The sequence below is a fragment of the Rhizobium sp. SRDI969 genome, assembly GCF_025152725.1.
GTDB lineage: Bacteria > Pseudomonadota > Alphaproteobacteria > Rhizobiales > Rhizobiaceae > Rhizobium > Rhizobium leguminosarum_I.
In genome coordinates this window covers 509273-533642 of sequence record NZ_CP104036.1, presented here as the reverse complement: position 1 = coordinate 533642, position 24370 = coordinate 509273, and the positions used below count along the sequence as shown (strand labels likewise).

General features: G+C 61.6%; 18 protein-coding genes. 6 read left to right on the top strand and 12 right to left on the bottom strand.

The annotated features are described in order from the left end of the window. Positions 1-113 precede the first annotated feature (113 nt). The 6 genes from N2A41_RS26645 to N2A41_RS26620 are packed head-to-tail and all read right to left on the bottom strand — an operon-like array spanning position 114 to position 8248. Positions 114-1160, bottom strand: a complete 1047-nt coding sequence (locus N2A41_RS26645; protein ID WP_260111245.1) for a carbohydrate ABC transporter permease — start codon at positions 1158-1160, stop codon at positions 114-116. 1 nt (position 1161) lies between these two features. Beyond that, positions 1162-2157: a carbohydrate ABC transporter permease gene (locus tag N2A41_RS26640; RefSeq protein ID WP_222331884.1), complete on the bottom strand. Its 996-nt coding sequence runs from the start codon at positions 2155-2157 to the stop codon at positions 1162-1164. A 2-nt stretch (positions 2158-2159) separates the two neighbouring features. Beyond that, positions 2160-3266: an ABC transporter ATP-binding protein gene (locus N2A41_RS26635; RefSeq protein ID WP_260111244.1), complete on the bottom strand. Its 1107-nt coding sequence runs from the start codon at positions 3264-3266 to the stop codon at positions 2160-2162. After that, positions 3254-4618, bottom strand: a complete 1365-nt coding sequence (pglB, locus tag N2A41_RS26630; RefSeq protein WP_260111243.1) for a polygalacturonase PglB — start codon at positions 4616-4618, stop codon at positions 3254-3256. Before pglB ends, N2A41_RS26635 begins: the two co-directional genes overlap by 13 nt. Then, the gene (gene bglB, locus N2A41_RS26625) at positions 4615-5709 is read right to left on the bottom strand and encodes a beta-galactosidase BglB (protein ID WP_222331881.1); all 1095 of its coding nucleotides are present in this window, start codon (positions 5707-5709) and stop codon (positions 4615-4617) included. Before bglB ends, pglB begins: the two co-directional genes overlap by 4 nt. Positions 5710-5725: 16 nt before the next feature. After that, complete coding sequence (locus tag N2A41_RS26620; RefSeq protein WP_260111242.1) at positions 5726-8248, bottom strand: hypothetical protein; 2523 nt, start codon at positions 8246-8248, stop codon at positions 5726-5728. Positions 8249-8439: 191 nt separating this feature from the next. Here N2A41_RS26620 and N2A41_RS26615 point away from each other — a divergent pair, with 191 nt between their 5' ends. The 3 genes from N2A41_RS26615 (at position 8440) to N2A41_RS26605 (ending at position 12743) form a co-directional block, all read left to right on the top strand. Then, the gene (locus tag N2A41_RS26615) at positions 8440-9723 is read left to right on the top strand and encodes an ABC transporter substrate-binding protein (protein WP_170279645.1); all 1284 of its coding nucleotides are present in this window, start codon (positions 8440-8442) and stop codon (positions 9721-9723) included. Between the two features lie 202 nt (positions 9724-9925). Then, positions 9926-11287 carry an MFS transporter gene (locus N2A41_RS26610; RefSeq protein ID WP_260111241.1) on the top strand — a complete coding sequence of 454 codons (1362 nt, stop codon included), beginning with the start codon at positions 9926-9928 and terminating at the stop codon, positions 11285-11287. Positions 11288-11480: 193 nt separating this feature from the next. Beyond that, on the top strand, positions 11481-12743 hold the full coding sequence (locus N2A41_RS26605; protein ID WP_222385453.1) for a DUF3422 domain-containing protein: 1263 nt from the start codon (positions 11481-11483) through the stop codon (positions 12741-12743). A 69-nt stretch (positions 12744-12812) separates the two neighbouring features. Here N2A41_RS26605 and N2A41_RS26600 read toward each other — a convergent pair whose 3' ends face one another. The 6 genes from N2A41_RS26600 to N2A41_RS26575 all read right to left on the bottom strand — a co-directional run bounded on the left by N2A41_RS26600 (position 12813) and on the right by N2A41_RS26575 (position 20630). Continuing rightward, entirely contained in the window at positions 12813-14957 is a 2145-nt protein-coding gene (locus N2A41_RS26600; protein WP_260111446.1) for a methyl-accepting chemotaxis protein, read from the bottom strand. Between the two features lie 16 nt (positions 14958-14973). Then, positions 14974-15903, bottom strand: coding sequence for a substrate-binding domain-containing protein (locus N2A41_RS26595; RefSeq protein ID WP_260111240.1), 930 nt, complete (start codon positions 15901-15903; stop codon positions 14974-14976). 199 nt (positions 15904-16102) lie between these two features. Then, on the bottom strand, positions 16103-16987 hold the full coding sequence (locus tag N2A41_RS26590; protein ID WP_260111239.1) for a carbohydrate ABC transporter permease: 885 nt from the start codon (positions 16985-16987) through the stop codon (positions 16103-16105). After that, a complete protein-coding gene (locus tag N2A41_RS26585; RefSeq protein ID WP_260111445.1) occupies positions 16977-17951 on the bottom strand; it encodes a carbohydrate ABC transporter permease in 975 nt (324 codons plus the stop codon). Before N2A41_RS26585 ends, N2A41_RS26590 begins: the two co-directional genes overlap by 11 nt. A gap of 81 nt (positions 17952-18032) precedes the next feature. Continuing rightward, positions 18033-19256, bottom strand: coding sequence for an ABC transporter substrate-binding protein (locus N2A41_RS26580; RefSeq protein ID WP_170279640.1), 1224 nt, complete (start codon positions 19254-19256; stop codon positions 18033-18035). 51 nt (positions 19257-19307) lie between these two features. Next, positions 19308-20630, bottom strand: a complete 1323-nt coding sequence (locus tag N2A41_RS26575) for an alpha-L-fucosidase (protein ID WP_260059362.1) — start codon at positions 20628-20630, stop codon at positions 19308-19310. Positions 20631-20835: 205 nt separating this feature from the next. On the opposite strand from N2A41_RS26575, the gene N2A41_RS26570 reads away from it, so the two are divergent. From N2A41_RS26570 to N2A41_RS26560, 3 genes are all read left to right on the top strand, one after another. Then, on the top strand, positions 20836-21843 hold the full coding sequence (locus N2A41_RS26570; protein ID WP_260111238.1) for a LacI family DNA-binding transcriptional regulator: 1008 nt from the start codon (positions 20836-20838) through the stop codon (positions 21841-21843). Positions 21844-22254: 411 nt separating this feature from the next. Then, the gene (locus tag N2A41_RS26565; RefSeq protein ID WP_260111444.1) at positions 22255-22983 is read left to right on the top strand and encodes a FadR/GntR family transcriptional regulator; all 729 of its coding nucleotides are present in this window, start codon (positions 22255-22257) and stop codon (positions 22981-22983) included. Positions 22984-23335: 352 nt separating this feature from the next. Further along, positions 23336-24355, top strand: coding sequence for an ABC transporter substrate-binding protein (locus N2A41_RS26560; RefSeq protein ID WP_017967479.1), 1020 nt, complete (start codon positions 23336-23338; stop codon positions 24353-24355). Positions 24356-24370: the final 15 nt, after the last annotated feature.

Here is a 24370-nt window from a genome sequence, read left to right as displayed (position 1 = left end):
ACCGCCGAAGCGCGCCGCATGAACCGAGTTCTATACGACGCGCCTCAGCCGGAGGTCGGCGTGGTTTGGGTTCTTCGACGGTTGCGAGGAGATCTCTCTCAATGCAGGCCCACTTACTTCATCCCTGTTCCGGCGATGCCCGTGGTGATGTACTTCTGCAGAAACAGGAAGACGACGGTGACGGGCAGCAGGCTGAGGAACGTCATCGCCAGGATATAGTGCCACTGCACCGAGAACTCTCCCTGGAATGCGTTCAGGCCGACCTGCAGCGTGAAATTCTCGCGGCTGTTGAGGACGATGAGAGGCCAGAGGAAGTCGTTCCAGCGCCAGAGCACCGAAAAGATCGCCAGCACCGCCAGAGCCGGCGCCGTCAGCGGCAGGATGATGCGCCAGAAGATGCAGAATTCGCTCGCCGCGTCGACGCGCGCCGCCTCTATCAGCTCGTCGGGTATGGTCAGCATATATTGCCGCAGCAGGAAAACGGCGGTCGGAGAGGCGACCGTCGGCAGGATGACGCCCCAGAGGTTGTCGGCAAGCCCGACCCCGACGATGACGAGATAGGCCGGCACCATGACGACGGCGAGCGGGATCATCAGCGTCGAAATGATGATGACGAAGACCGTCGTATCACCGGGAAATTTGTATTTCGACAGGGCGAAAGCCGCCATGGCGTTGACGATCAGCGTCAGCAGCGTTGCGACGAAGGTGACGAACACTGAATTCTTCAGAAAGGTCAGGAAGTTGAATCGGGTCAGCGGATCGGTGTAATTCTGCCTGGCGACCGTCAGCTTCTGCACCGGCGTCAGCCCCTTGACGTCGACGCTGACCGGTGATCCCGGATTTGCCGGATCGACCATCTGGGCCTTGAGGCCGATGCGGCGAACCATGGCCATTTCGCGCATCTGGCCGTCGACGGTAACCTGCCAGAGGCTGAGCGGCTTGTCGAAGCCGGGCACGGTCTGTTCGACGGCGGCCCGGGGAAGCAGCGTCGGCGGAAACCGGGTGATCTCAGCCGCCGGCTTCAGCGAGGAGAGGCCCGCCCAGAGGACCGGAAGCAACACCACGAAGGTTCCGCCAACCAGCCAGACCCACGACAATATGTCGGTTATATCAATGCGTCCGGCTCGGCGTGTGCGCGTGAAAAAGCTGATCTGGTTCATCTCAGGACTCCATTCGCTTGCCGATGCGCAGCTGTATGAGGGTGAGAACCAGAAGCACCAGCCCCATGAGAACCGATGCGGCGGAGGCCAGTCCGAAGAGGCGAAGATCGCTGCCGAATGCCATCTGGTAGATATATTGGACGATGAAGCTGTTGGCCGTGCCGGGGCCTCCGCCATTGGTCAAGACCCAGGCCTCGTCGAAGATCTGGACGGACTTGATCATCAAAAGAATGAACACGACCAAGAGGTTCGGAGCGAGCAACGGAAGCGTGATCCTGAACAGCGTGCGGCGCGGCGAAGCGGCATCGATGGAGGCAGCCTCGTAGAGCTCCTTCGGGATAGCCTGGAGGCCGGCAAGCAGGATCAGGGTATAAAAACCCATGTGAAACCATACCGACACCGCAACGACGAAGAAGCGCGACCAGCCGACATCAAGCAGGAAGATTTCAGGGGGGACGCCGATCATCTGGAAGAAGGCGTTCAGGAGCCCGTTACGATCGAGGAACCATTTCCAGATGAGACCGATGACGACGGGAGACAGCAAGACGGGATAGAAGAACATCGCCCTGAAGAAGCCGCGCGCGACGATCGCCCGATTGAGGATCAGCGCCGTGATCAGCGCCACGAGCAATGTGGCGACGACATTGAAGGCTACGAACCAGAGCGTGTTCCACACGGCCGTCCAGAACAGCGATTCCTGACAGGTTCCCGGCTGCAGATAATTGCCGCAGGAAAGCAGCGTGCGGAAATTGTCCAGGCCGACGAAGGGACGCTCCGACACGAAAAGGTTTGTGCCGCCGGTAAAGGCGTAACCGATCGCGATCGCGATCGGAAGGAACGTGAAGATAGCAAACAGTACGAGGTTCGGGGCCAGGAACAGCCATGGCATACGCTTGCGGCCGAAGATGCGCTCGATCAGATTTATCGGGGCTTCGACCACTCTCATCGCCGTTTCCCCTGTCTGGGTCAGCAATGCACCTGCCTTGAGCGCCGCCATGTTCAGCGCCTCCCCTGTCCGGGCCGCCGGGCAAAAGCCAGGCCGCTTTCGGGATCGAACAGATGAACCCGCCCCGGGGCGGCATCGATCAGGATGTGATCACCAGGGGCCGGCGCGAAATGGCCGGCCTCATGAATGATCATCTGCTCGTCCTGACCTGCAAGGTTGCCGTAGACATAGGTCTCGGTCCCGAGGCCCTCATGATACTGGACGATGAACGGCAGGCCTCGCTCGCTGGAACGTGAAAAATGCGCGGGCCGGATGCCGGCGAGAACGGCCTGTCCGACCGCAATGCCGGCGAGGTCGACATCGCTGACGATGCTGCCGCCGTTGCCGACATCGATGGTGACGCCGCTTTCGCTGACGCCCGATACCTTGCCCTCGATGATATTCATGCGCGGCGAGCCGAGGAAGCCGGCGACGAAGAGATTGCGCGGGCTATCGAACAGGTCCAGCGGCGCGCCGACCTGCTCGACCCGCCCGGCGCGCAGCACGACGATCTTGTCGGCCATCGTCATCGCCTCGACCTGGTCATGCGTGACGTAGATCATCGTCGTCTTGATCTCGCGGTGGAGCTTGGTGATCTCGGCGCGGGTCTGGACGCGCAAGGCGGCGTCGAGATTCGACAGCGGCTCGTCGAAGAGGAAAATGTCCGGTTCGCGCACAATGGCCCGGCCGATTGCCACGCGTTGGCGCTGGCCGCCCGAAAGCTGCTTCGGGCGCCGGTCCAGATAAGGTTCGATCGCCAGCATCCTGGCGGCTTCGGCAATCCGCGCCTCGATCTCGGCGCGCTTGAACTTCAGGTTCTCCAGGCCGAAAGCGAGGTTCTTGCGAACGCTCATATGCGGATAGAGCGCGTAGGACTGGAAGACCATTGCGATCTTGCGCTCGGCAGGCGAGAGCGCGCTGACGTCGCGCCCCCCGATCGCGATTGCGCCCTCCGTGACCTCTTCGAGGCCGGCGATGACACGCAGCAGGGTCGACTTGCCGCATCCCGACGGACCGACGAAGACGACGAACTCGCCGTCTTGGATATCGAGTTCGACGTCATGCAGGACTTTGACTGAGCCATACGACTTGTTGACGTTGGAAAGTTTCAGTTCTGCCATGCCCCACTCCCATCAGGTGCCGCCGTTTCGAAGACGGCGTTGTTTTTGTTCCAGCCTTGCGGCAGCGGTGTCGGTCTTGTGATCCGCACCTCGTTTATCAAGATCCCGACGACATCAGCCACGTAGACGGCCGGCATTCCCCCCGGATAGTGCTCAAGACCGATCACCCGACCGTCAGACCCGCGGGTCCAGGCATTCGCACGGCCGCCGCCATCGGCTTTCGGGGAAAGGTCCGCGTTCGTCGGACGCAGGTCGTAGGACCGCGCCGTACCGAGCTGCCCAGGCTGCTGATCGATGGCGATGCGCGCAAGCGATGCGTTCCTGATACCGGCCGACGAGGTCGAAATGATCGTGATCGCCCCCTCCATCCGGCCGGTTATGTCCTCGACGATGAGATTTTCGATGGCGCCTGCCGTGCGCTCCGCGACACGGTCAACCACATTGACGGTCAGCGCCTCCCCCGAGCCCCAGAAACCGTCGGGGGTCTCGCGGCACTCCACCGCAATTCTCGAAAACCTCACATTCGATATCCGGCCGCCGTCGCGGGAAAATATGCCGAGCGCCCTGTTGGAGGATGAGACGTTGCAATCCTCGAAAACGACATTGGTGACGTCGCCATGCGTTTCCGTGCCGATCTTCAGCGCACAGCTGAGGCTCCGAACGGAGCAGCGGCGGACAAGAATGTTTTCGCATCGTCCGATGGCGACACGATTAGGCCCGATGCTCGTCTTCAGGCATATGCCGTCGTCGGCCGTCGATATCCCGCAGTCCTCGATGACGGCGCCGCGGCAGGCATCCAGCACGATGCCGTCGGTATTGGGAAGGCGGCGGTCGTTGTCGATGGTCACATCCCTGACTGTGACATCGGTGCAGTTGACGAAATGCAGCGTCCACATTGGCGAGCGGCAAATATGGACGGAGCTGATCTCGACCTCGTCGCAGCCTTCGAACACCACGACACGAGGACGAAATTCGGCCGGGATGAAGGTTCCCACCGTCTCGTCGTCTCCCACAATGAAGCTGTCACAACCGGCTTCGATGCGCCCCGCCCCCGTCAGGCTGATCCGCCGTGCATCCTTGGCGACGATCATGCCGCGGTCCGACTTTTCAGCGATCACCGAAACACTCGTATGCGCATAGGCCTCGTAGTCCGGGACGGGACGCAGGATCGCGCCGGCGGCCAGATGAAGGTCGACGCCGCATCTGAGCTGGAGCCCGCGGCAGACATGGATGCCGGCCTTGAGCTCCACGCGTCCGCCGCCCGAAGCCGACAGGCCGTCGATGGCCGCCTGCAGGCGGATCGTATCGTCGCCCTCCGCCGGCTCGATCGCGACAAGTGACACGGGGCTCATTGGCGCTCGCCGTTCTCGAGAAAGACTTCCGTCAGGAGCAGCATGGTCAGCGCCTGGCCATAAGGCGTCGGCACGTTGGGGATGCGCCTGTAGAAATCGAGGTCATGGCCCATCGGCGTGCCGTCCGAGACGCCGTGGACGACACCTTCTTCGTCGATCTGCGCCAGCACCGCCGCAAACGCGCGCTCCGCATAGGCCCTGTCGTCTTTGTCGAGAATGCCGGCATCGATGGCGCGCAATATGCCATAGGCAATGCCTGCCGTGGCTGAGGTTTCCAGCGGCGAGGACGGATCGTCCAGAAGCGTCGTGAACATCCCGTCCGGCCGCTGGCATTCCTTCAGCGAGCGCACCTGGCTGATGAGAACGTTCGACAGAAAACGCCGGTCCTTCTCGCCGAGCGTCGGGACGAGATCGAAGAGCTCGGGGATGGCGACGGTGATCCAGGCATTGCCGCGCGCCCAGAAGGCATTGGCGAAATTGTGCCGCCCGTGGAAGGTCCAGCCGTGATACCAGAGCCCGCTGACCGGATCGGAGAGATAGCGGGTGTGGATCACGAATTGATAGACGGCCTCGTCGATCCACTCGCTGCGCTGGCAGAGTACGCCGGCCCGGGCGAGGAACAGGCAGGCCATGAACAGCGTATCGTCCCACAATTCACCGTCGTTGAGGCGCTCCTTGACGACGTGCTGAAAGCCGCCGTCCTCGGTCTTCGGCAGTTCCTTGACGAGCCATTCGGCCCAGTCCTCGACGAGAGCGCGAAAATCGGGACGGTCGACATGCTGGACGAGGATCGCAAGCGGCAGCATCGGCGCGGTGCTGTTGATCTGGCGCGGAGGCAGGCCGCGTTCGATCTGGACGGCATACCAGGCGACGAGCTCCTGCAGCGCTTTCTGATCATTGGTGGAAATGGCGCGACGCAGGAAGCCGTAAAGGCCGACACCGACTTCCCAGTCCCATTCGTCGAACTGGATTCCTGAGGCGGAATTTCCGGTCACGAGACCTTCCTTGATGCCCCGGAGCCGGCTGAACGCCATTGCCACGCGATCGATCGTCGTCAGGAGGGCGGCGTTATCGACAGATGTTGTGTTCATGCTGGAGACCTATGTTTCAGGAGTAGAACGGCCCGTCAGTGCCGGCGCCGGAGGCTGCACTGTCGTAGGTGAGGATCGGATGCGGCTGATCGTGGATGAAGGGCTTCGCCTTGCCGCCGATCGAAAGTCCGTCGGCATAGAAGAGGTCGATCGCCGAGCCGCCGGGCGGTGTCAGGGAGAGACGCCGAAGCCCGGGATCGAAGGAAACCGTCGTCTGGCCCAGGCGTTCGATGAACGTCTTGAAGGCGGCGTCGTTGCCGCATCCGACGATACCAGCCCAGCCGCACAGCGGCCCGTAGGAGCGCACCTCGCGGCCGGCCGTCGGGCCATCGGTGATCAGCTCCAGGCCGTTCGACGCCCAGAGGGCGGAAAATCCTCTGCCTGATCGGACAATCAGCCATTTGTCTTCGATAATGAGGTCGTCTAGCCCGTCGCGGCCGATATAGGCGTGCGTCCATGCGTGCCGTGCGTCGCTTGTGTCCTGGATCAGCAGGGCGACGTCGCGATGCTGGGCAACGCGCGGCAGGATGCCGTTGCCGGCCCAATAGGACGGCCGTTGATTGCCCCAGGGATCGTCCTCACCGGGATGATTGACCCACAGCCTCGCCATCGGATGGCCGGCCAACCTGATGTCGAGGACATGCTGCTGGTGCCCCTTCTGGCCGGTCTTGTGATCGACGACCGTCGAAAGCTGCGCCGCCTCGTTCTTGAACAGCACGAGTCTTCCGCTCTCGAGCCCCTGGCTGTAACGCGCCTCGACGCTTCTTGACGGGGTGAGCGCCGCAAGCTCGGCCAGCTCGGCCGGCGGCTCGTAGCCGCCGGCGCAGAACATCGTCAATGCCGCGACACCATTGTTCAGCCAGCCGGTTCCAAAAGCGACCTGGGCGAAGGGCGCAAGCTCGGTCAGCGGGCCGGCGCGCAACTCCTTGTCGTAAGCGCGGCCCTGCGATCCGGCCGGAACGCCTGCGAGCGTATGAAGGGCAATCATCCGGAAGATGAGATCGATCTGGGCGCTGGCACGCGCTGACATCGCCGTCTCGGCCCACCGCTCCAGCGCGAGCAGACCGATGAAGTCGATCGGGTAATAGGCGGCCGAGTTCCACTCCGCCAACCCATGGGCTTCGACGCTGCCGAACCAGCGACCGAGGCGCTGGCGCGCGAGTTCCGCTTGCTGCCGCCCCGTCCTGCCCGAGGCTGAAAACACCTCGTCGGGCAGGAGAAGTCCCGCCAGCAATTGGCTCGTATGAAAGCAGAGCACATGGTTCTCGCTCCAGAACCACATCGCGTCATTGCCCGGCTCGTCGACCCAGTAACGATAGGAACGGACAGAATGCCGGATGCGGTCGATGGTGGCCCTGGGCATCCGGTCGCCATAGGCGCCGATCAGCCATAACAGCGGCACCATGATGAAATCCGAGCAATCCTCCCGCGCATCGATGGACGCGAGCGTCGCGTCGATGATGCGGTCGAAGCTTTCCTGGTCGTGGTGACCGGTTTCCATCATGGCGATCAGGCGCCCGACGCGGTTGGCGCCGAAGCGGGCGCTGTATTCCAGCGCCTGCCGCTTGCGGGCGGCGAGCGACGTCTCTGATGGCACCGGCGAAATGCTGCTCATGAAGGCGGCATCGATGACGCGCGTAACCGAACCCGTGCCGCTGCCGATCGTCATATGCATGCCGTGATAACCATCCGCAATGCCGCAGACGTCGTCGGCCGTGAGGCTGCTCTGATGAGCCTTGAGCGTCAATCGGGAGTGCGCGAGAACGGGCCGTTCGTGCCCATGACCGACGACCTCGATCTCTACCGGCAGATCGCGTTCGGGCGCAGTGCCGAAGATGATCTCCAGCGGCTGATTGACGAAGACGTCGCGGGCCGGGCGCACGCCGCGCGCAAGGGCTTCCAGCTCGCGGACCTCATCCTGATCAAGCGATACGGGCAGCAGCACGCAGAGCGGCTCCTCGTCCAGCATCTCGAGTTCGAAGAACCATGTCGTGTCGCGCTCGGCGAGGTCTTCGGTATGGACGAGAATCTGGTTGTCGCCGGCTTTAAGCGGCAGGCTTATGTCGGTTGCGCTCTCGGTGTTGCGCTTGAAGGGTTCGAAGCGCACTTCCTCCTGTCCGTTGACCCATATGCGAACGCCGCCGCAGGTTCTCAGCCTGAGATTGAGCGTTCGCGCGGTCTCCGTCCTGAACGTGCCCTTCAGCCATCGCCTGAGATGCGTCGGCACGTGCCAGAAACCGGTGAACTCGACGCGGCGGTTTGCGCCGGGAAGATTGAGGCTTTCGGTCGGCCAGGCTGTGTCGGGCAGCAGCGGCCGCCCGACCATGGTCGACCAGAAAGCCTTGCGGCAGGGCAAGTCGCCGACATCGACGAAACCGTTGATGAAACGATAGTTCACGCGGTCTTCGGCTGGCGCGGGCTCGCCGGGAAAATAGCTGGCGATGAGGCCGGAAACGGCCCATGCCGTGATCGTCTGGCCCTCGGCCACGCTGTATGCCGGCGTCATCTCGCCCGGCTGTTTGCTGGATTCCGTTTTCACAGACCGCCTCCTCCGCAATTCTATGAAAATATTTTCATTATGTCTTTTTGCGGGCTATTTTTGCAAATTGCTCAAAAACGTTCACTAGTGCCGCAGAAAATAGCTTGACCGAACGAATGTCAAGTATATGAAATTCGTTTATCGATGGCTGAAGCCGCGATTGATGAAAATATTTTCATGGGAGGATGAAAATGAAAACCTATCTCTCAGGAGCCCTCGCACTGGCGCTGGCTACTGTTTCTTTCGCATGGACCGGCGCGGCCATGGCGGAAACCAAGACGATCACCTTTCTGTTCACCGACGATGACCAGGCTTACGTCGAGCGGATGGAAGCGCTCAGCAAAGAATTCGAGACGGCGCATCCCGACGTCAAGGTCAATTTCGTCTCGTCGGGCTATGATGCGGTCGCCAAGCAGTTGCCGGTACAGCTTGCCGTCGGCGAAGGCCCTGACATTGCCAAGATCACCGACTGGCAGCTGGCGCCCTATTACCTCGACTTGCGTCCTTACATGAAGGACCCGGACGGTTTCGCCAAGCTGCACGGCGACAGCCTGAACACGCTTCGCTTCCCCGGCGTCAACGACCCGCAGTCGATCAACGGCTATATCGCGTCGCAAACCTTCAACTTGCCCTTCGTCAACAAGACGCTGTTCGAACAGGCCGGCGAACCGCTTCCGAAGCCCACCGCCACGCTGAAGGATATCGTCGAAGCCTCCGCGCGCGTCGCCAAGGCGACCGGCGCTCAGATCCCCTTCACGATGGATCGCTCGGGCCACCGCTTTTCCGGCGCGGCATTCTCCTACGGCTCGAACTACGTCAAGGACGGCAAGTTCTTCTTCCCCGACGATGCCGCCAAGCGCTATGTCACGGATCTCTACGGCTGGACGAAGGACGGCTCATTCCCCAAGGAAATGTGGGGGGCTGCCGGCGGAACCCAGTACAAGAACATGGGCGACGAGTTCGTCAACGGCAATGTCGTCACCTATCTCGCCGGCAACTGGATGGTCAATCCCTTTCAGAAGAAGATCGGCGACGCATTCGACTGGACGGCGATCAGCGCGCCCTGCGGCGATGCCGGCTGCTATGCGATGCCTGGCGGCACCGCGATCGTCGGTTTCAAGCGCACCAAATCTCCGGAGGCCGTGGCCGCGTTTATCGAGTTCCTCGGCTCTGAAAAGGTCCAGCGTGAAATCGCTGAAAACTACGTCATCCTGACGGGCGCCGACATCAAGGATCCGCAATACAAGCTCGAGAGCAAGAATGCCAAGGAGGCGATGGCCGTCTTCCTCGCAAGCCGCAACAGCGTGCCGCAGGCAGCCCGGGACCTGGAACGTCTCAAGGGATCCTCCGCCATCTATCAGCTCATCGTCCAGAGGATGAGCCAGTTGATCGTCGGCGAGCTTTCCCTCGACGAGACCTTCAAGGCAATGAGTGCCGACGTCGACAAGGTCAACGTGGCGCTCGCCGCCAAGTAACCGGTCATGCGTCGTCCCGCATGATGCGCGCATGCAGCAGCCACGGCCTCGCAACAGGGCCGTGGCTTTTTCTTTCCCACAGACACTTCGACTAGTTTCGAATTGTCGATAGCCTGAACCACGCTACGTCTTCCTTCAAATCGTTACAGCGTCCTTTACGCGTCTGAAAAGACACGCGGCGCTGTAAGGGAAAGGCAGCGTCATGAATTCAATCGAACAAAACACCGGGTCTCACTCGCAGCTGAGGCCCGCCGCTCTCGCCATACTGTGCCTTGGCGTGATCGTGGCGCAGGTCGATACATCGGTGGTCAATCTGGCGGTTCAGCCAATAGGGGTCGACCTCAAGGCCTCCGTCACTGAACTGCAATGGGTCGTTGACGCCTACAATCTCGTCTACGCAGCACTTCTCATCAGCGGCGGCTTGTTCGCCGATCTTTACGGCCGACGTCTAATGTTCATGATCGGCTGCGCTGTCTTTGCCTTGGCGAGCCTTGGCTGTGCATTCGCCTCGACCATTGCGATCCTCATCGCGGCGAGAGCCTTGACCGGCTTCGGCTCCGCCCTGCTCCTGCCCGCTTCGCTTTCGTTAATCCGGGTCATCTACCGGGATGAGAAAATCCGTGCCCGAGCGCTCGGAATCTGGGCCGGCTGCAACGGCATGTCGCTGGCGATCGGCCCGAGCCTCGGGGGCTTCCTCATCCGTGATTTCGGTTGGCGATCCGTCTTCTTCGTCGTCATCCCCATCGGACTGACTGCGGCGGCCGGAGCGCGGCTCTTCGTTCCCGAGAGCGCGGATCGGCGGGGCCGATCCTTCGACATGCTCGGTCAGTTGCTGGGGATCGCTGCCCTCATGGTCATGACGCTCGCCGCGATCGAATCGTCGCACCTGCCGCCCCTCTGGACGTCCCTGCTGGCCATTGCCGGCGCGCTGTTTCTCTTGCTCTTCGTCAGGGTCGAGCGGCGGCTGGAACAGACGGCGCTGGTTCCAATCTCGATGTTCTCCGGCAGCCAGTTCCGCGGCGCGATGCTGGAAACGGCGGCGATGACTTTCGGCATGTACGGCACGCTCTTCCTCTTTCCGCTCGCCTCCCTCGGCCTCGGCCGGCTGGCGTCGGTCGAGGTCGGGCTATCGCTGCTGCCGATGGCGATCAGCTTCATCGCGATCTCTCCCTTCTCCGGCGCGATCTCGGAGCGCCTGGGGAAGAAGAAGGCCATATCCGCAGGGCTCGCCTTGATGGGTCTCGGCAATCTGCTGCTCGGCGCCGCCTTTCTGGCGGACTGGTTCATTGCCGAAGAGATCGGACTGTTGCTGACCGGGGTCGGGATGGGCACGGCGACAGGACCGCTGACGGCGGTGGCCGTCTCCACCGTGACATCAGATCGCGCCGGCACGGCGAGCGCCTTGATCAACGTCGCCCGCATGGTGGGAGCGACGATCGGCGTCGCGATACTGGGCGCGGTCTTTGCCTTCCTGGGAGAAGCAGAGACTGGCTTCATCGTCGCGATGTCGGTCGGCGGCAGCGCCCAACTGCTTGGAAGCTTCATCGGCTGGCGCTTGCTCTAAACGAACGGTCGGTGCGAAGGCATGCGCAGTCTCGGCACCCGATGGTGAACGCATGGTGACACGGGGTTCGGGAGAGGCTATAGGCGTTGTCGGCCTTCGCCGGCTCGCAGGCGCCATGGTCAATTCACACATGCCGGCAACCCGGTTACATCAGGGGACCCAGCAACTGCCTACCATATAGAGGTGAATTTCCATGCCGATGGGCTCCGAGCATCCGCTGCGAAGAGAACTTCACAACGAGCTGCACGCGCGGCCGTCGCTTTACTTCGATGGCGACACGGATGTGTGGCACGTCGCCATCGTCGGAGAAGATGCCCCTCCTCAGATACCGAATTCCCTGCCGGGACTGGAGGATGTCTCCACGACCCGCGAAGGCAACCACGGCATCGGCCGCATCGGCGACGGCCGGCTGAAGTGGGAGGCGCATACCGAGTTCCTCACCCTGACCTTCGTCGTTCCCGCATCGGCCGAACCCGGCAGCAATCCGCCGGAAGCCTTTCAGGCATGCTGCCGTCAGATCGACGGGAAGGTCATCGCGGCCGTCCGGGTGCTGGTGCGCGACGAGAAGGACGGGCAGCGTCCGGAAAAACCAAAGCTTGACTATGTCGCCTCGCAAGTCGGCGGCGGCGATGCGGAAGTGCATTCGAACTTCCGCCTGACCGACAGCGGCTTCGTGGAATTCCTGTTCTTCAACCGCAACCTCAATGCCTATCGCACCGGCCGCATGGTCAGGCGTTTCCTGGAGATCGAGACATACCGGATGATGGCCTTGCTGGCGTTGCCGATGGCCCGCGAGACGGTGTCGAAGCTTTCCGTCTTCGACCGCCGCCTCGACCTGCTGATCGCGCACATGCAAAGCGCGGTCAAGGTCGACAAAGCCCTGCTTTCCGAGGTCACCAAGCTCTCGTCGGATGTGCTCAACTTCTCAGCGCTCGCTCGCCACCGCTTCGGCGCGACGAAAGCCTATGCCGAGATCGTCGCAAGCAGAACGTCGGAGCTTCGCGAGGTGCGCGTCGAGCAGCGCCAGAGGATCGGCACCTTCATCGACCGGCGGTTTCAACCAGCCGTCCGCTCGGTCGAAGCCGCCGAACGCCGCCTCGACGAACTGGCCGAACGTGTGAGCCTGGCCGGAGACCTTCTCAGAACCACGGTGCAGGTTCAGCTCGAAGATCAGAACGCATCGCTACTGACCTCGATGGAAGAGAGGGCGCGGATCCAGGTGCATATCCAGCAGGCGGTCGAAGGCTTCTCCGTCATCGCCATCACCTACTACACCGTCGGGCTGGCGAAGATCTGCCTGGAAAGCATTTCCGAACTGGGCGTTGATCCGCACATGGCGAAACTCGCCGTCCTCGGCGCCATCCCGCTCGTGCTTTTCGCCGTCTGGACGGCAATTCGTCACGTTCGCAAGAGCATTGCCGGCGCACCGCACGCTCCGGCATCCGGGAGCCATTGATACGACACCAGACACGAGCAAACGCCGCCGCCATTTCGGGCGGCGGCGTTTGCTCGTATCGACAGGACGTCAGGATGCCAGCGCGTAATGCCGATGCTCCGATGCCCGGCCGCTGCTCGTCCTGAAGCGCCGCAGCAGCTCGGCAAGGCTTTCGGTTTCATGCGTCAAGCTCTGGGCGGCGGCCGTGGTCTCTTCGACCATCGCGGCGTTCTGCTGCGTTACCTTATCCATCTGGTCGCCGGCGGCGGAGACCTCGCGCAGGCTCGTCGCCTGTTCGCGGGCGGCAACGGCGATCTCGGCCACGGTCGCATTCATGGCGGTGACCTGCTCGACGATCTGTTCGAGCGAGAGGCCGGATTCGCCCACCAGCTGGACGCCGGTCTTGACCTGCGCCGAGGAGGTAGAGATCAGCTGCTTGATCTCCCTTGCCGCGTTGGCGGAGCGCTGGGCGAGCTCGCGGACTTCCTGGGCGACGACGGCAAAGCCCTTGCCTGCTTCGCCGGCGCGCGCCGCTTCCACGCCGGCATTCAGCGCCAGCAGGTTGGTCTGGAAGGCGATCTCATCGATGACGCTGATGATGTTGCCGATCTTGGACGATGAATTTTGAATTTCCGTCATCGCATCGATGGCACGGGCAACGATCTCGCCGCCCTTTTCGGCATTGGTGCGGGCGGTCGCCACGACTCCCTGGGCGCGGCTTGCGCCCTCAGCCGTTCCATTGACGCCGCGGGTCACCTCACCCAGCGCCGCGACGGTCTCCTCCAGCGAGGCTGCCTGCTGCTCGGTGCGGCGGGCGAGATCGTTGGAGGCGGTAGAGATTTCCGCAAGGCCGGAGCGGATGGTGGCGACCGCGCGAATGACGGCGTCAATCGCCTCTTCGAGGCTCGCGACCGAATTGTTGAAATGATCCCGGATCCTGACATAGCGATGGTCGACTTCGCCGACGCGGACGGTGAGGTCGCCCTTCGACAGCGCGTCCAGCCCGACGGAGATCTGGCGGAAGGCATGTTCCATCACCTGCGCGTCGCTGAGCCGCTCGGCCTCCTGGCGCAGCCGCTCTTCTTCGGCCGCCAGGCGGGCGCGTTCGGCATTGGCTTCCGCGATCAGCTTGGCGCGCCCCGTTTCCTGGAATACCTTCAGCGAACGCGCCATGGCTCCCAACTCGTGGCGATGTTCGACGCCCGTGATCACGATCCCTTCCTCACCACGGGCAAGCTGCTCCATGGACTGGGCCATGTTGCGCACCGCCGAGGAAATCAGCCGGCCGACGAAATAGGAAAGTACGAGGCCGATGACGATCAGCACCCCGCTGATGACGAGCGTCGCACTGGTCGCGGAGGCAACCGTTGCGTCCACCGAACCGTCCAGGGTCTTCTGCGCACCGGTAACAGTTGCCTGCAGATCCTTGAAGCCGCCTGAGATTTTCGGCGCGAGCACGCTGAGCTGCATCTGGCGGATGTTGCCCGAGGCCTGCAGCACGTCCTTCATGTCGCCGAGACGGGCGGTGTAGTTCTGCATCAGTTGTCCGGCGCCCATCAGGCGCTTCTTTTGCAGTTCGTTCTTCGCGGCCTTGGCGGCGGCTTCGTTGAGCGTAAGCGCTTCGGCCAGTGCCGTCTGCGCCGTGTCATAGGCGGCAAAATCGTTGGAATGCACGAAGCGCTCGGAGAAATAGAGGCTGCGGTTCAGAGCCTCCAGTGTCGCCGCCGTCATCTGCAGCAGGGCCACATCGTTCTGGCGCCAGGCGCTGCGCACGACGTCGTTGAGCGCGATGCTGGTCCAGGGGCCGAATTCGGTGACCTTGGAGATCAAGGCGTCACGCCTGGCCTGAAGGACAACGATCTCTTCGAAAGCCTTGCCATAGGCGGCAATGTCCTGTCGGATCGCCGCAAGGCCGGACTGTAGGTCCTTGTTGCCGGCAAAACGCGGATCGTCGGCGTCGAAGGCCTTCACGCCGGCGCGGAAGCGATCGACGACTTCTTGCGTCGGGGTAGAGCGGAAGGCTTCCGCCGACATCTGAATCTCGTGCAGCTGGTCGCTGTAGTCCGAGATGGCGAGACTTTGGCCGGCAGTGGCGCGATAAGACGCAAAGATCGAGGCGAGTCCGTTCATGCCGGAGATCGCGCTGACCGTGAGCAGGCTCATCAACAGGATCAGCGGCACGAAGCCGGAGGTGATCTGCGCGCGAATGCCGAATTTATTCCAGAAATGCAACATCATAATCCTCTTATGCTCACTGGCTCTTCGGCAGATAGGTGGCAATGTTCTCAGGTGTGACGAGTTCGAAGGGAACGTCGTTTTCGCGCGGCACCTTCTCTTTGCGGATCAACTTCGTGGCGGCGTCGACAGCGGCAGCGCCCTGTCCGACGGCGCTCTGGAGAATGGTCACGTCGAGATCGCCGGCTACCATGGCGGCGAGCGCGTCGTCGGTCGCGTCGACGCCGGCGACGACGACATCTTTCATCGGCATGCCGGCCTTCTTCATGGCCCGGATCGCGCCGAGCGCCATCTCGTCATTATTGGCGATGACCGCGTCGAACTTGACGCCGGCCGACAGCCATTCCTGCATCTGCTGGTCGGCATAATCGCTCGACCAATAGGCGGCCTGCCGCTCGACGATCTGAAGGCCCCTGCAATCCGGGGTGGCGATGACGTCTGATATATCCTGGGTGCGGGCACGGGCAGCGGCGTGGAAGGGTTCGCCCATCAGCACGACGACGCGGCCTTTGCCTTTAAGGAGCGCGCAGACCTGCTTGGTCTCCAGCGTTCCGGATTCCTTCTCATTGGAGGCGACCACCACCTGATTGTCCGGCAGGTCCAATAGGTTGGAAGGAACGTTGTTGATGTAGACCAGCGGAATGCCGGCATCTGCCGCCATCTTGGTCATTTGCGGCCCGAGGTCGCCATCGGAGACGGCAAGAATGATCGCGTCGACCTTTTCGGCAATGAGCTTCTGCACCTGCTGCTTCTGGAGCTCCTTGTCGCCATTGGCGTTCTCGGTGACGAGTTTGAGGCCGGATATCGTCTGCCCATGCGAGACGACGCCGTTGAGAAGCGCCGTCCTGAATTTGTCGAGACCTGACATCGAAACCCCGATCGTCTGGGCATGGGCAGCAGAGATCGATATCGCCAAGGCGATGGATGCAAGCGTGGCGGTTTTCATGAATTCCCCTGCACAATTCGGATATGAATGCGTTATTTCAAATTTTGGTTAAATTTTACTTTTCTCCGAAAGGAAAAGTTAAGCCCGAAGATATGATCTCGAGGCGGCAGGAGCGCCGTCTTCGGTGGCGATCGACCGTACTTGAAGCGCATCACACCAAACTTGATGCGATGCGCTCAGATCTTTGTTCTTATGAAGATTAGCGTCCACCGAATCCGGAGCTGACGGTGATACCCTTGTAGATCACCCTCTGCAGCACGATGGCCAGGACGACACCCGGCAGCATGGAGATGGTCGCACCGGCCATGATGTAGTTCCAGGCGGTGCCCTGCTGTGTCTGGAACAGGGTGAGGCCGAGCGGCAGCGTGGCCTTTTCGACGCCGCTGGTGGCGATCAGTGGCCAGAGGAAGCTCTTCCACTGTGCAATGAAGGTGAACAGCGACAAGAGGCCGATGGCTGGCATGGCAAGTGGAACGATGACCGTGACCAGGATGCGCAGGCGGGAAGCCCCGTCCATCATCGCCGCCTCGTCGAGATCCTTGGGAATGCCGAGGATGAACTGCCGCAGCAGAAAGGTGCCGAAGGAGCTGAAGGCGACCGGCAGGATCATGCCATGATAGGTGTTGATCCAGCCGAGCTTGCTGACGATGAGGAAGAGCGGGATGACCAGCATCACCTGAGGGATCATCAGCGTGCTGAGATAAGTAAGCAGCAGCCCTTCCCGGCCGGGAAACTTCAGCCGGGCGAAGGCGTAGGCGGAAAGGCAGGATACCGCAATCACGATCGCCGTCACGCCGCAGGCGACCACGAAGGAATTCAACAGGAAGGTTCCGAACGGCAGGGAAACCAAGGCTTCGACGAATGTTCCCCAATGATACTCCTCGGGGAAGATGCGGACCGGCACGGCCATCACCTCGGCATTGGAGCGCACCGCGTTCGACACCATCCAGAAGAAGGGGAAGAGGAAAAGCAGCGCGATCAGCGAAAGTCCCGCGTAGCTGACGAAGGTGCCGACACGCCGCAATATACGGTGACGATGCTGAGACACGGAATGCGGATGCCGTGAGGCCGGGTCAATCGTCATAATGCACCCATTTGCGCTGCATGTGGAATTGCAGGATGGTGAGCGCCATGATCATGACGAACATCACCCAGGCGAGAGCTGAGGCATAGCCCATCTGGAAGTTGGTGAAGCCCTTCTGGTAGATCGCAAAACCGAGCGTCGCCGTTGCCGAGCCCGGGCCGCCGCGCGTCATCGCGAATATCTCGTCGAAGACCTGCAGCGAGGTAATCGCCGTCATCACGGTGCCAAAGAAGATGGTCGGCGAGATGAGCGGCAGGCGGATGCGCCAGAAGCGCTGCCAGGCATTGGCGCCGTCGATCGTCGCTGCCTCGAGATAGTGCTTCGGCACGAGGTCGAGAGCGGCGTTGAACATCACGACGTTGTAGCCGACATTCGCCCACAGCGTGACGAGCACGACAGCCTGCATGGCCCAAGTCGAGCTCAGCAGGAAATTCGGCAGGCCGAGGCCGAGCGCTCGGATGATGGTGTCGGCCAGCCCGTCCGGCGTGAAGATCAGCAGCCAGACCACCGACGCCGCAATGGTCGGTGTGAAGGTCGGCAGGAAGAAGATCACCCGGAAGATCGCCTTGCCGCGCTTCAGGCTCGATATCCAGACCGCCAGCGTCAGCGAGACGATGATATTCAGCGCCAGATACTCGATGGCGAAGAACAGCGTGTTGCGGAGTACGGTGTAGAAGGCCGGATCGACAGTGAAGAGCCTGATATAATTCTGAAAGCCGACGAAGGATGGCGTCGAGATCAGCTGCCAGTTGGTAAAGCTGAGCGCCAGCGATGCCAGGATCGGCACGGCCATGAAGACCATGAAGCCGAGAAAGCTCGGCAGCAGGAACAGCATGGCTGTCTGGGTCTCCGGCTTCAGGAAGCGCCGTGGCTGAGCGGGCTGCAAGGCAACTTCGGCAACAGCGCTTTGCGACATGTCTTCCTCCATGCGCGGCAGGTCCTGCCGCAGCGAGAGCTGGCGCATGACCCGAAAATCGGAATCCATTTTCCGAAAGGATCATGCGCAGATTTCAGGCGACGGCGCGTCCTGTCGGACGCGCTGGCTCTATTGCTGCGCAAGGCTCTGGATGGACTCCATCGTTTGCTTGGCATCGGCGCTGCCGGCAAAAGCCGGCGGGAAATACTGGTTGAAGAGGTTTTCCACCGCTGCCCAGTTGTTGGTGATCACGTAGGGTACGGAGTGCGCCAGGGAATAGTCGATGGCCTCGCCGCCATTGGTGATGTCCTTGGCCGCCACCTTGTACCAGGCCGATTGCGACGCCGTGCGCGCCGGCAAGGCACGGCCCTGTTCGGCGAGATAGGACAAGGCTTCCGAGCTGGTCAGCACCTGGATCGCCTTCCAGGCCGCGTCCTTGTTCTTGCTCGTCGTGGAAATGCCGAAACCGGAGCCTGCGGTGACGGCCGAAAGTTCGCCCTCATCGCGCGGCAGGGTGGTGAGGCCGATCTTGAACTTCGCCTGGTCCTTCATGCCGATGATCGACCAGGGGCCGTCGATATACATGGCGACGTTGCCCGAATTGAACCGGCCCTGGACGACATCACCGGGATCCGCGCCACCCGAGGGGACCAGCGGCGCGACCTTATCCTTGGCGGCAAAGCCGATCAGCCTGTCGGCGGCGGCAACTGCGCTTGCACTGGTCAAGTCAAGCGCACCGGCGTCGTTGACGTATTTATCGCCCCAGGCCGCGGCCAGGACCGAGTAGTTCGTCGGTGTAATGCCGAAGCCGTACTTGCCGTCCTTCGTCAGCTTCTTGGCGGCATCGGTGAACTCGGCAAGCGTCCAGCCCGGCTTCGGCAGCGGAACGCCGGCGGCTTCGAGCGCGTCCTGGTTATAATAGATGACCCACGGCCCAACGTCGTAAGGCAGACCGTAGAGCTGCTTGTCGACCGACATGCCGCCGATAATCGAGGGTGTGAAGGCGCCGACGTCGAATTTGTCGGCCTCGATCCGGTCATTCAGAGGCTCGAGCAGCGAATAGAAGTTCGGCATGCGCAGCGACTGCATGGAAACGATGTCGGCGAGCTGTCCCGATGCCGCCAGCACCGGCAGCCGCGTCCAGTAGTCGACCCAGCCCGTCGTCGTCAGCGTCACCTTGATATCGGGATACTTGGCGGTCACCATCTCGGCTAGGTGCTGCCAGCTCTTGGTGTCGGTTTCGGAGCCGGTCCACATCTGCCAGGTCAAGTTGACCTGCTCGGCCGATGCGGCGGTGGCATAGAGGCTGCTGCCGACCGCGGCGAGCAAAAGCGCTTTCTTCAAAACCTTCATGGGTTTCTCCTCCCTCCATGAACGCAAAGGACACGCGGGGTGCGACCGAGATCACGCCTCGAGTACGATCTCGATCACCGGCACGGTAACATCCGGGCGCCGGACCGGCAGTTCGAGCGTGATCATGCCTTCCGGCACCATCACGCCGACATTGGAATCCACATCCCTGGTCTGGGCGAGCCAGCGGACCTCGCTGGCGTCGTGCAGGAACTGCGCATAGGCGATCCTGTCGGCGACGCCCTCGATGTGGATGTGGCGGTAAGGCCAGTTGTAAACATGCAGATAGAGGCGGTTGTCGCGCTGCGTATAGCGGCAGCCAGCCGGCGCCGGATAATCGGACGGTCCTGCCCCGTAGATGGAGCGCGCATTCACGGCCATCCAATTTTGGTAGACCTCGAGCGCGGCGATGGCGCGCGCGTCGAGCGTGCCCCGGCCGGTCGGGCCGACATTCATCAGAAGGTTGCCGCCGAGCGCGACGGAATCGATGAGCAGCTGGATGATCTGTTCCGGGCTCTTCCAGGTATCCTCGTCACGATGATAGCCCCAGGAGCCGCTGAAGGTATGGCAGGCTTCCCAGCGCACCCCCTGGCTGGCGATAGCGGGTGCCACGCGCGGCGTATATTGCTCCGGTGTCGTCACGTCCGGCAGGTTGCCGGGCGGCAGATCGAGGCGGTTGTTGACGATGATGCCGGGCTGCAGCTCGCGCACCAGCTCGACCAGGAGCTCGCTTTCCCAGTCGGCGCGCCCTTTGCCGGGCAGGCCGCGATATTCGCGCCGCGGGTAGCTGAAATCGAACCAGATGATGTCGATGCGGCCGAAGCCGGTCAGAAGCTCGCGCACCTGTTCGCGCATATAGGCAGCGTAGTTGGCGATGTTACGGCCGGCATTCAGCGCCTTGGCGTCGGGATGGTTGCGTAGCGGATGGTGAACGTCGATCGGGAAATCGGGATGGTGCCAGTCAAGCAGCGAATAGTAGAAGCCGATCTTCAGCCCTTCGGCGCGGAAAGCTTCGACCAGCGGCGTGAGCAGATCTTTGCGGCAGGGCGTGTTCGGCGCCTTGTAGTCCGTCACCTTGCTGTCCCAGAGGCAGAAGCCCTCATGATGCTTGGTCGTCACCACGACATATTTCATGCCGGCAAGACGTGCCCGCCGCGCCCACTCCTTGGGATCATAGAGATCGGGATCGAAATTGTCGAAATAGCGCTGGTAATGGTCGTCGGTCAGCTCTTCCCGGTTCTTCAACCATTCGTGCCGGGCTCCTAGGGCATAGAGGCCCCAATGGATGAACATGCCCAGGCGATCCTGGCTGAACCAGGCGTGTTTCTCCGCCCCTCCAGATGCCGGATTTTCCGGCTGGCGTTCCGAACTCGTCACAGGTTTCTCCTCCCTGTTTTCCGGCTCAACATCATATCGAACCGGTTCGGTAAACGATCATCTCGCCTGATCCGATGTCTGTCAAGCCGAAATTCGCGATCACAAGTTCAGAAAGGAAGCGGTGCAAACACGTGTTTTGCAGCACGAACGTTGCGCAGACCAATAATATCGGACATAACAAGACATTAGAACCGGTTCGATAACCATGACCACCATACGAGATGTCGCGCGCCTTGCGGGGGTTTCAATCTCGACCGTCTCGCTCGCGCTCAACAGCCCGAAGCGGGTCGGCGCCGAGACGCTCGACCGCATCCAGCAGGCGATAAAATCGACCGGTTATCGCATCGACCCGGTGGCCCAGACGCTGGCGCGCGGACGCAGCTCGCTGATCGGTTTCGTCTCGGCCAATCTCGGCAACATGTTCTTCGGCGACATCCGCCGCGAGATCGAGCACCAGGCGCTCGATCACGGATATTTTGTCCTGATCGCCGACTCCTCGGGCAAGGCCGATCTCGAACGGGCGCTACTCGAGCGGCTGGAGGCGCAGAAGATTGCCGGCATTGCGCTGGCGGCAAACGGGCGCGGCGACGAGTACGCCACCTTCCTGCGCGACTTCAAAACCCCGATCGTGATGTTTGACCAGAAGGTGGAGGGCGCCGAGCGCGATTTTGTCGGTTCCGACAATCCGCTGACCACCACCATCCTGACGGAACATTTGTTGCAACTCGGCCATAGGCGCATAGGCTTCATTTCCGGGCCGAGCGGCCTGCACACTGCCGACGAGCGCCTGAAGGGCTTCATGGATACGATGGCCGGCGCCGGCGTGGACCTTGATCCTTCGCTGGTGGTCGAAGGCGGCTACACCAGAACCGGCGGCCATGCGCAGGCAATGCGCCTGCTCACCCGCCGCGATCGGCCGACCGCCATCATCGGCGCCAACAACATGACGGGTCTCGCAGCGCTTCAGGTCATGCAGGAGATGGGTTTCCGCTGCCCTGACGACGTGTCGCTGGCGATGGTCGACGACGTGCCCTGGAGCAACGTCATCACGCCACGCATCACCATGGTGGTTCAGGATGCGCAGAAGCTCGGCGAGCTGACGGCACAACGTCTGCTGGCAAGAATAGCAAGCCCGGAGGGCGCCGCAGCACCGCCGCAGGATTTTATCCTGACGCCGAGATTCGTGCGCGGGGAGTCGACCAGGCGGTTGTGAGTGCTTGCCTGAATTCCATCACGAGGCAAAGGAAGAGGCGCGCGGAAGGATGCCACGATAAAGCTCAAGAGAGCCTCATCCTTGCTGAGGTGCCCCGCAAGGGGCCTCGAAGGGCGAGGCGGGCACGCCGGCGGTGCTGAATGCAAGGAGCAAAGTTGCGGCATGTCCTTCGAGGCTTCGCCCTATGGGCTACGCACCTCGGGATGAGGCACCTGGGAGGCTGCCGCGCCAAGACCCAACAGATCATCTGCAACGTACCGCCGTTGTTGACGAAACCGGCAAGCGACAAGCGCGGTTCATCCATTGAAAGACCACCAAATTTGTCATACATGTGTGATGAATCGTGAATTTCGGGTGCCGCGCGTTTGAATGGCATTCGGATCAAAGCCGATGCGGGGGTCAGGCGTGGCTATGCAGATGAAGGATCGCAGCAAAGGCTCGGGGTCGCTGGTCACACAGGTCGGCGAAAGCCTCCGGCAAGCCATATTGAGCGGCCAATATTCCGCCGGCGACAAGCTTCCGAGTGAACATGAGTTGACCGAAACACACGGCGTCAGCCGGACCGTCGTGCGTGAGGCGGTGGCAGCACTTCGCTCCGACGGGCTTGTCGAGGTGCGCCAGGGAGCGGGTATCTTCGTACTCGGTGCCGATCCGGCGCTCTCCGCGCGGAAAGTCGACAAGGCCCGCGTTGCCTCCGATCTTGAGGTACTCGAGATCAGAACACCTGTCGAAATCGAGGCAGCGGGCCTTGCAGCCCTACGCCGCTCGCCGGCACAGGAGGAAGCGATATTCGAATGCCACCGGAAAATCCTCCGGTGCATCGAGAGTGATCAATCCATTCGCGATGCGGATCTCGAGCTCCATGCCGCGATCGCGGAAGCGACGAACAATCCGCTGTTCAGGCAGTTCCTGGAGTCCCAGGGTTCGGCGATCATCCCGCAGTCGAGGCTCGTCCCGGAAACGAGGACGGCCGAACAGACCGCCTATCGAAAGCTGATCCATAGGGAGCACGAGGCGATCGTCGTCGCCATCTCGGACAGGGATGATCAAGCTGCCCGCAACGCCATGCGCGACCATCTGGTCGGCAGCCAGGCGAGGTACCGCAATCTGCTGAGGGATCTGCGAAGCTTTACAAGCTGACATCTGATCCCAAGAGATCACACGTTCCAGCCGGTCGTCAGGTGACCATGACGGCCGCGGACAAGTCGTCTCACGATTTTCATGTTGAAGCGGTTACCGCGAGCACTGAACGCTGCCGATGCGCTCGGAAAAGGATATGTCTGCGATACATGCTGTGGAACGGGCGGCGTATCCGGCTTAGAAAATGCTGGCGCTGTCATTGATGCATGGACGGGATTGGACGGACTGCCTGCCCGTCTGCGGCTGAAAGCTAGTTGAAAGCTTCGACGTCATAGAAAGGGGCGGCATCGTGGAGGAGACACGGTCAAGGTGGCGAGACGACGATGCACGCAACCACAAGGAGGAGATTTCTATGCGTTATTCACGCAGCCTTTTTCACACCGTCGCTTTTTCCACGCTTCTCGCCGCATCATCTTTCGCGACCAGCGCCGCACATGCGGCCGATAAGATCACCATCATGGTCGGCGGTTATGAGAAGCAGATCTATCTGCCCGCCAAGCTTGCCGAATCGCTCGGTTACTTCAAGGATGAGGGTCTTGACGTCGAACTCCTGAACGAACCTGCCGGTGTCGACGCCGAAAACCAGCTTCTGGCTGGCGCCGTTCAGGGCGTTGTCGGCTTCTACGATCATTGTGTGGATCTGCAGGCGAAGGGCAAGTTCGTCGAATCCATCGTGCAGTTCAGCCAAGCGCCGGGCGAAGTCGAACTGGTGTCGTCGAAGCATCCCGAGATCAAGTCGGTCGCTGACTTCAAGGGACACAGCGCTGGCGTAACCGGCCTGGGCTCTTCTACCAATTTCCTCACCCAATACATGGTCGCAAAGGCCGGTCTGAAGGGCGGGGATGTCACATCGGTCCCGGTCGGTGCCGGAACGACCTTCATCGCCGCCCTGCAGCAGGACGCCATCCAGGTTGGCATGACGACCGAACCAACTGTTTCACGCCTGCTGAAGACCAAGGAAGCTTCGGTACTGGTGGACATGCGCACCATCGAAGGATCGCGCAAGGCGCTCGGCGGAACCTATCCGGCAGCCTCACTCTACATGGAAACGGCGTGGACAGAGGCACACAAGGAAGAGACTCAGAAGCTCGCCAACGCTTTCGTCAAGACGCTGCATTTCATCAATACGCATACCGGCGCTGAAATTGCCGAAAAGATGCCGAAGGATTTCTACGTCGGCGACAAGGAGGGCTACATCAAGGCCCTCGATGCCGGCAAGGGCATGTTTACCGCTGATGGCATCATGCCAGAAGATGGCCCGAAGACTGTTCTGGCCGTGTTGTCCGCGTTCTCCAAGAATATGCAGGGCAAGCAGATCGATTTGTCGAAGACTTATACGACGGAATACGTGAAGCACGCCCAGGCAATGTAAGCGCTGGACCCGTCA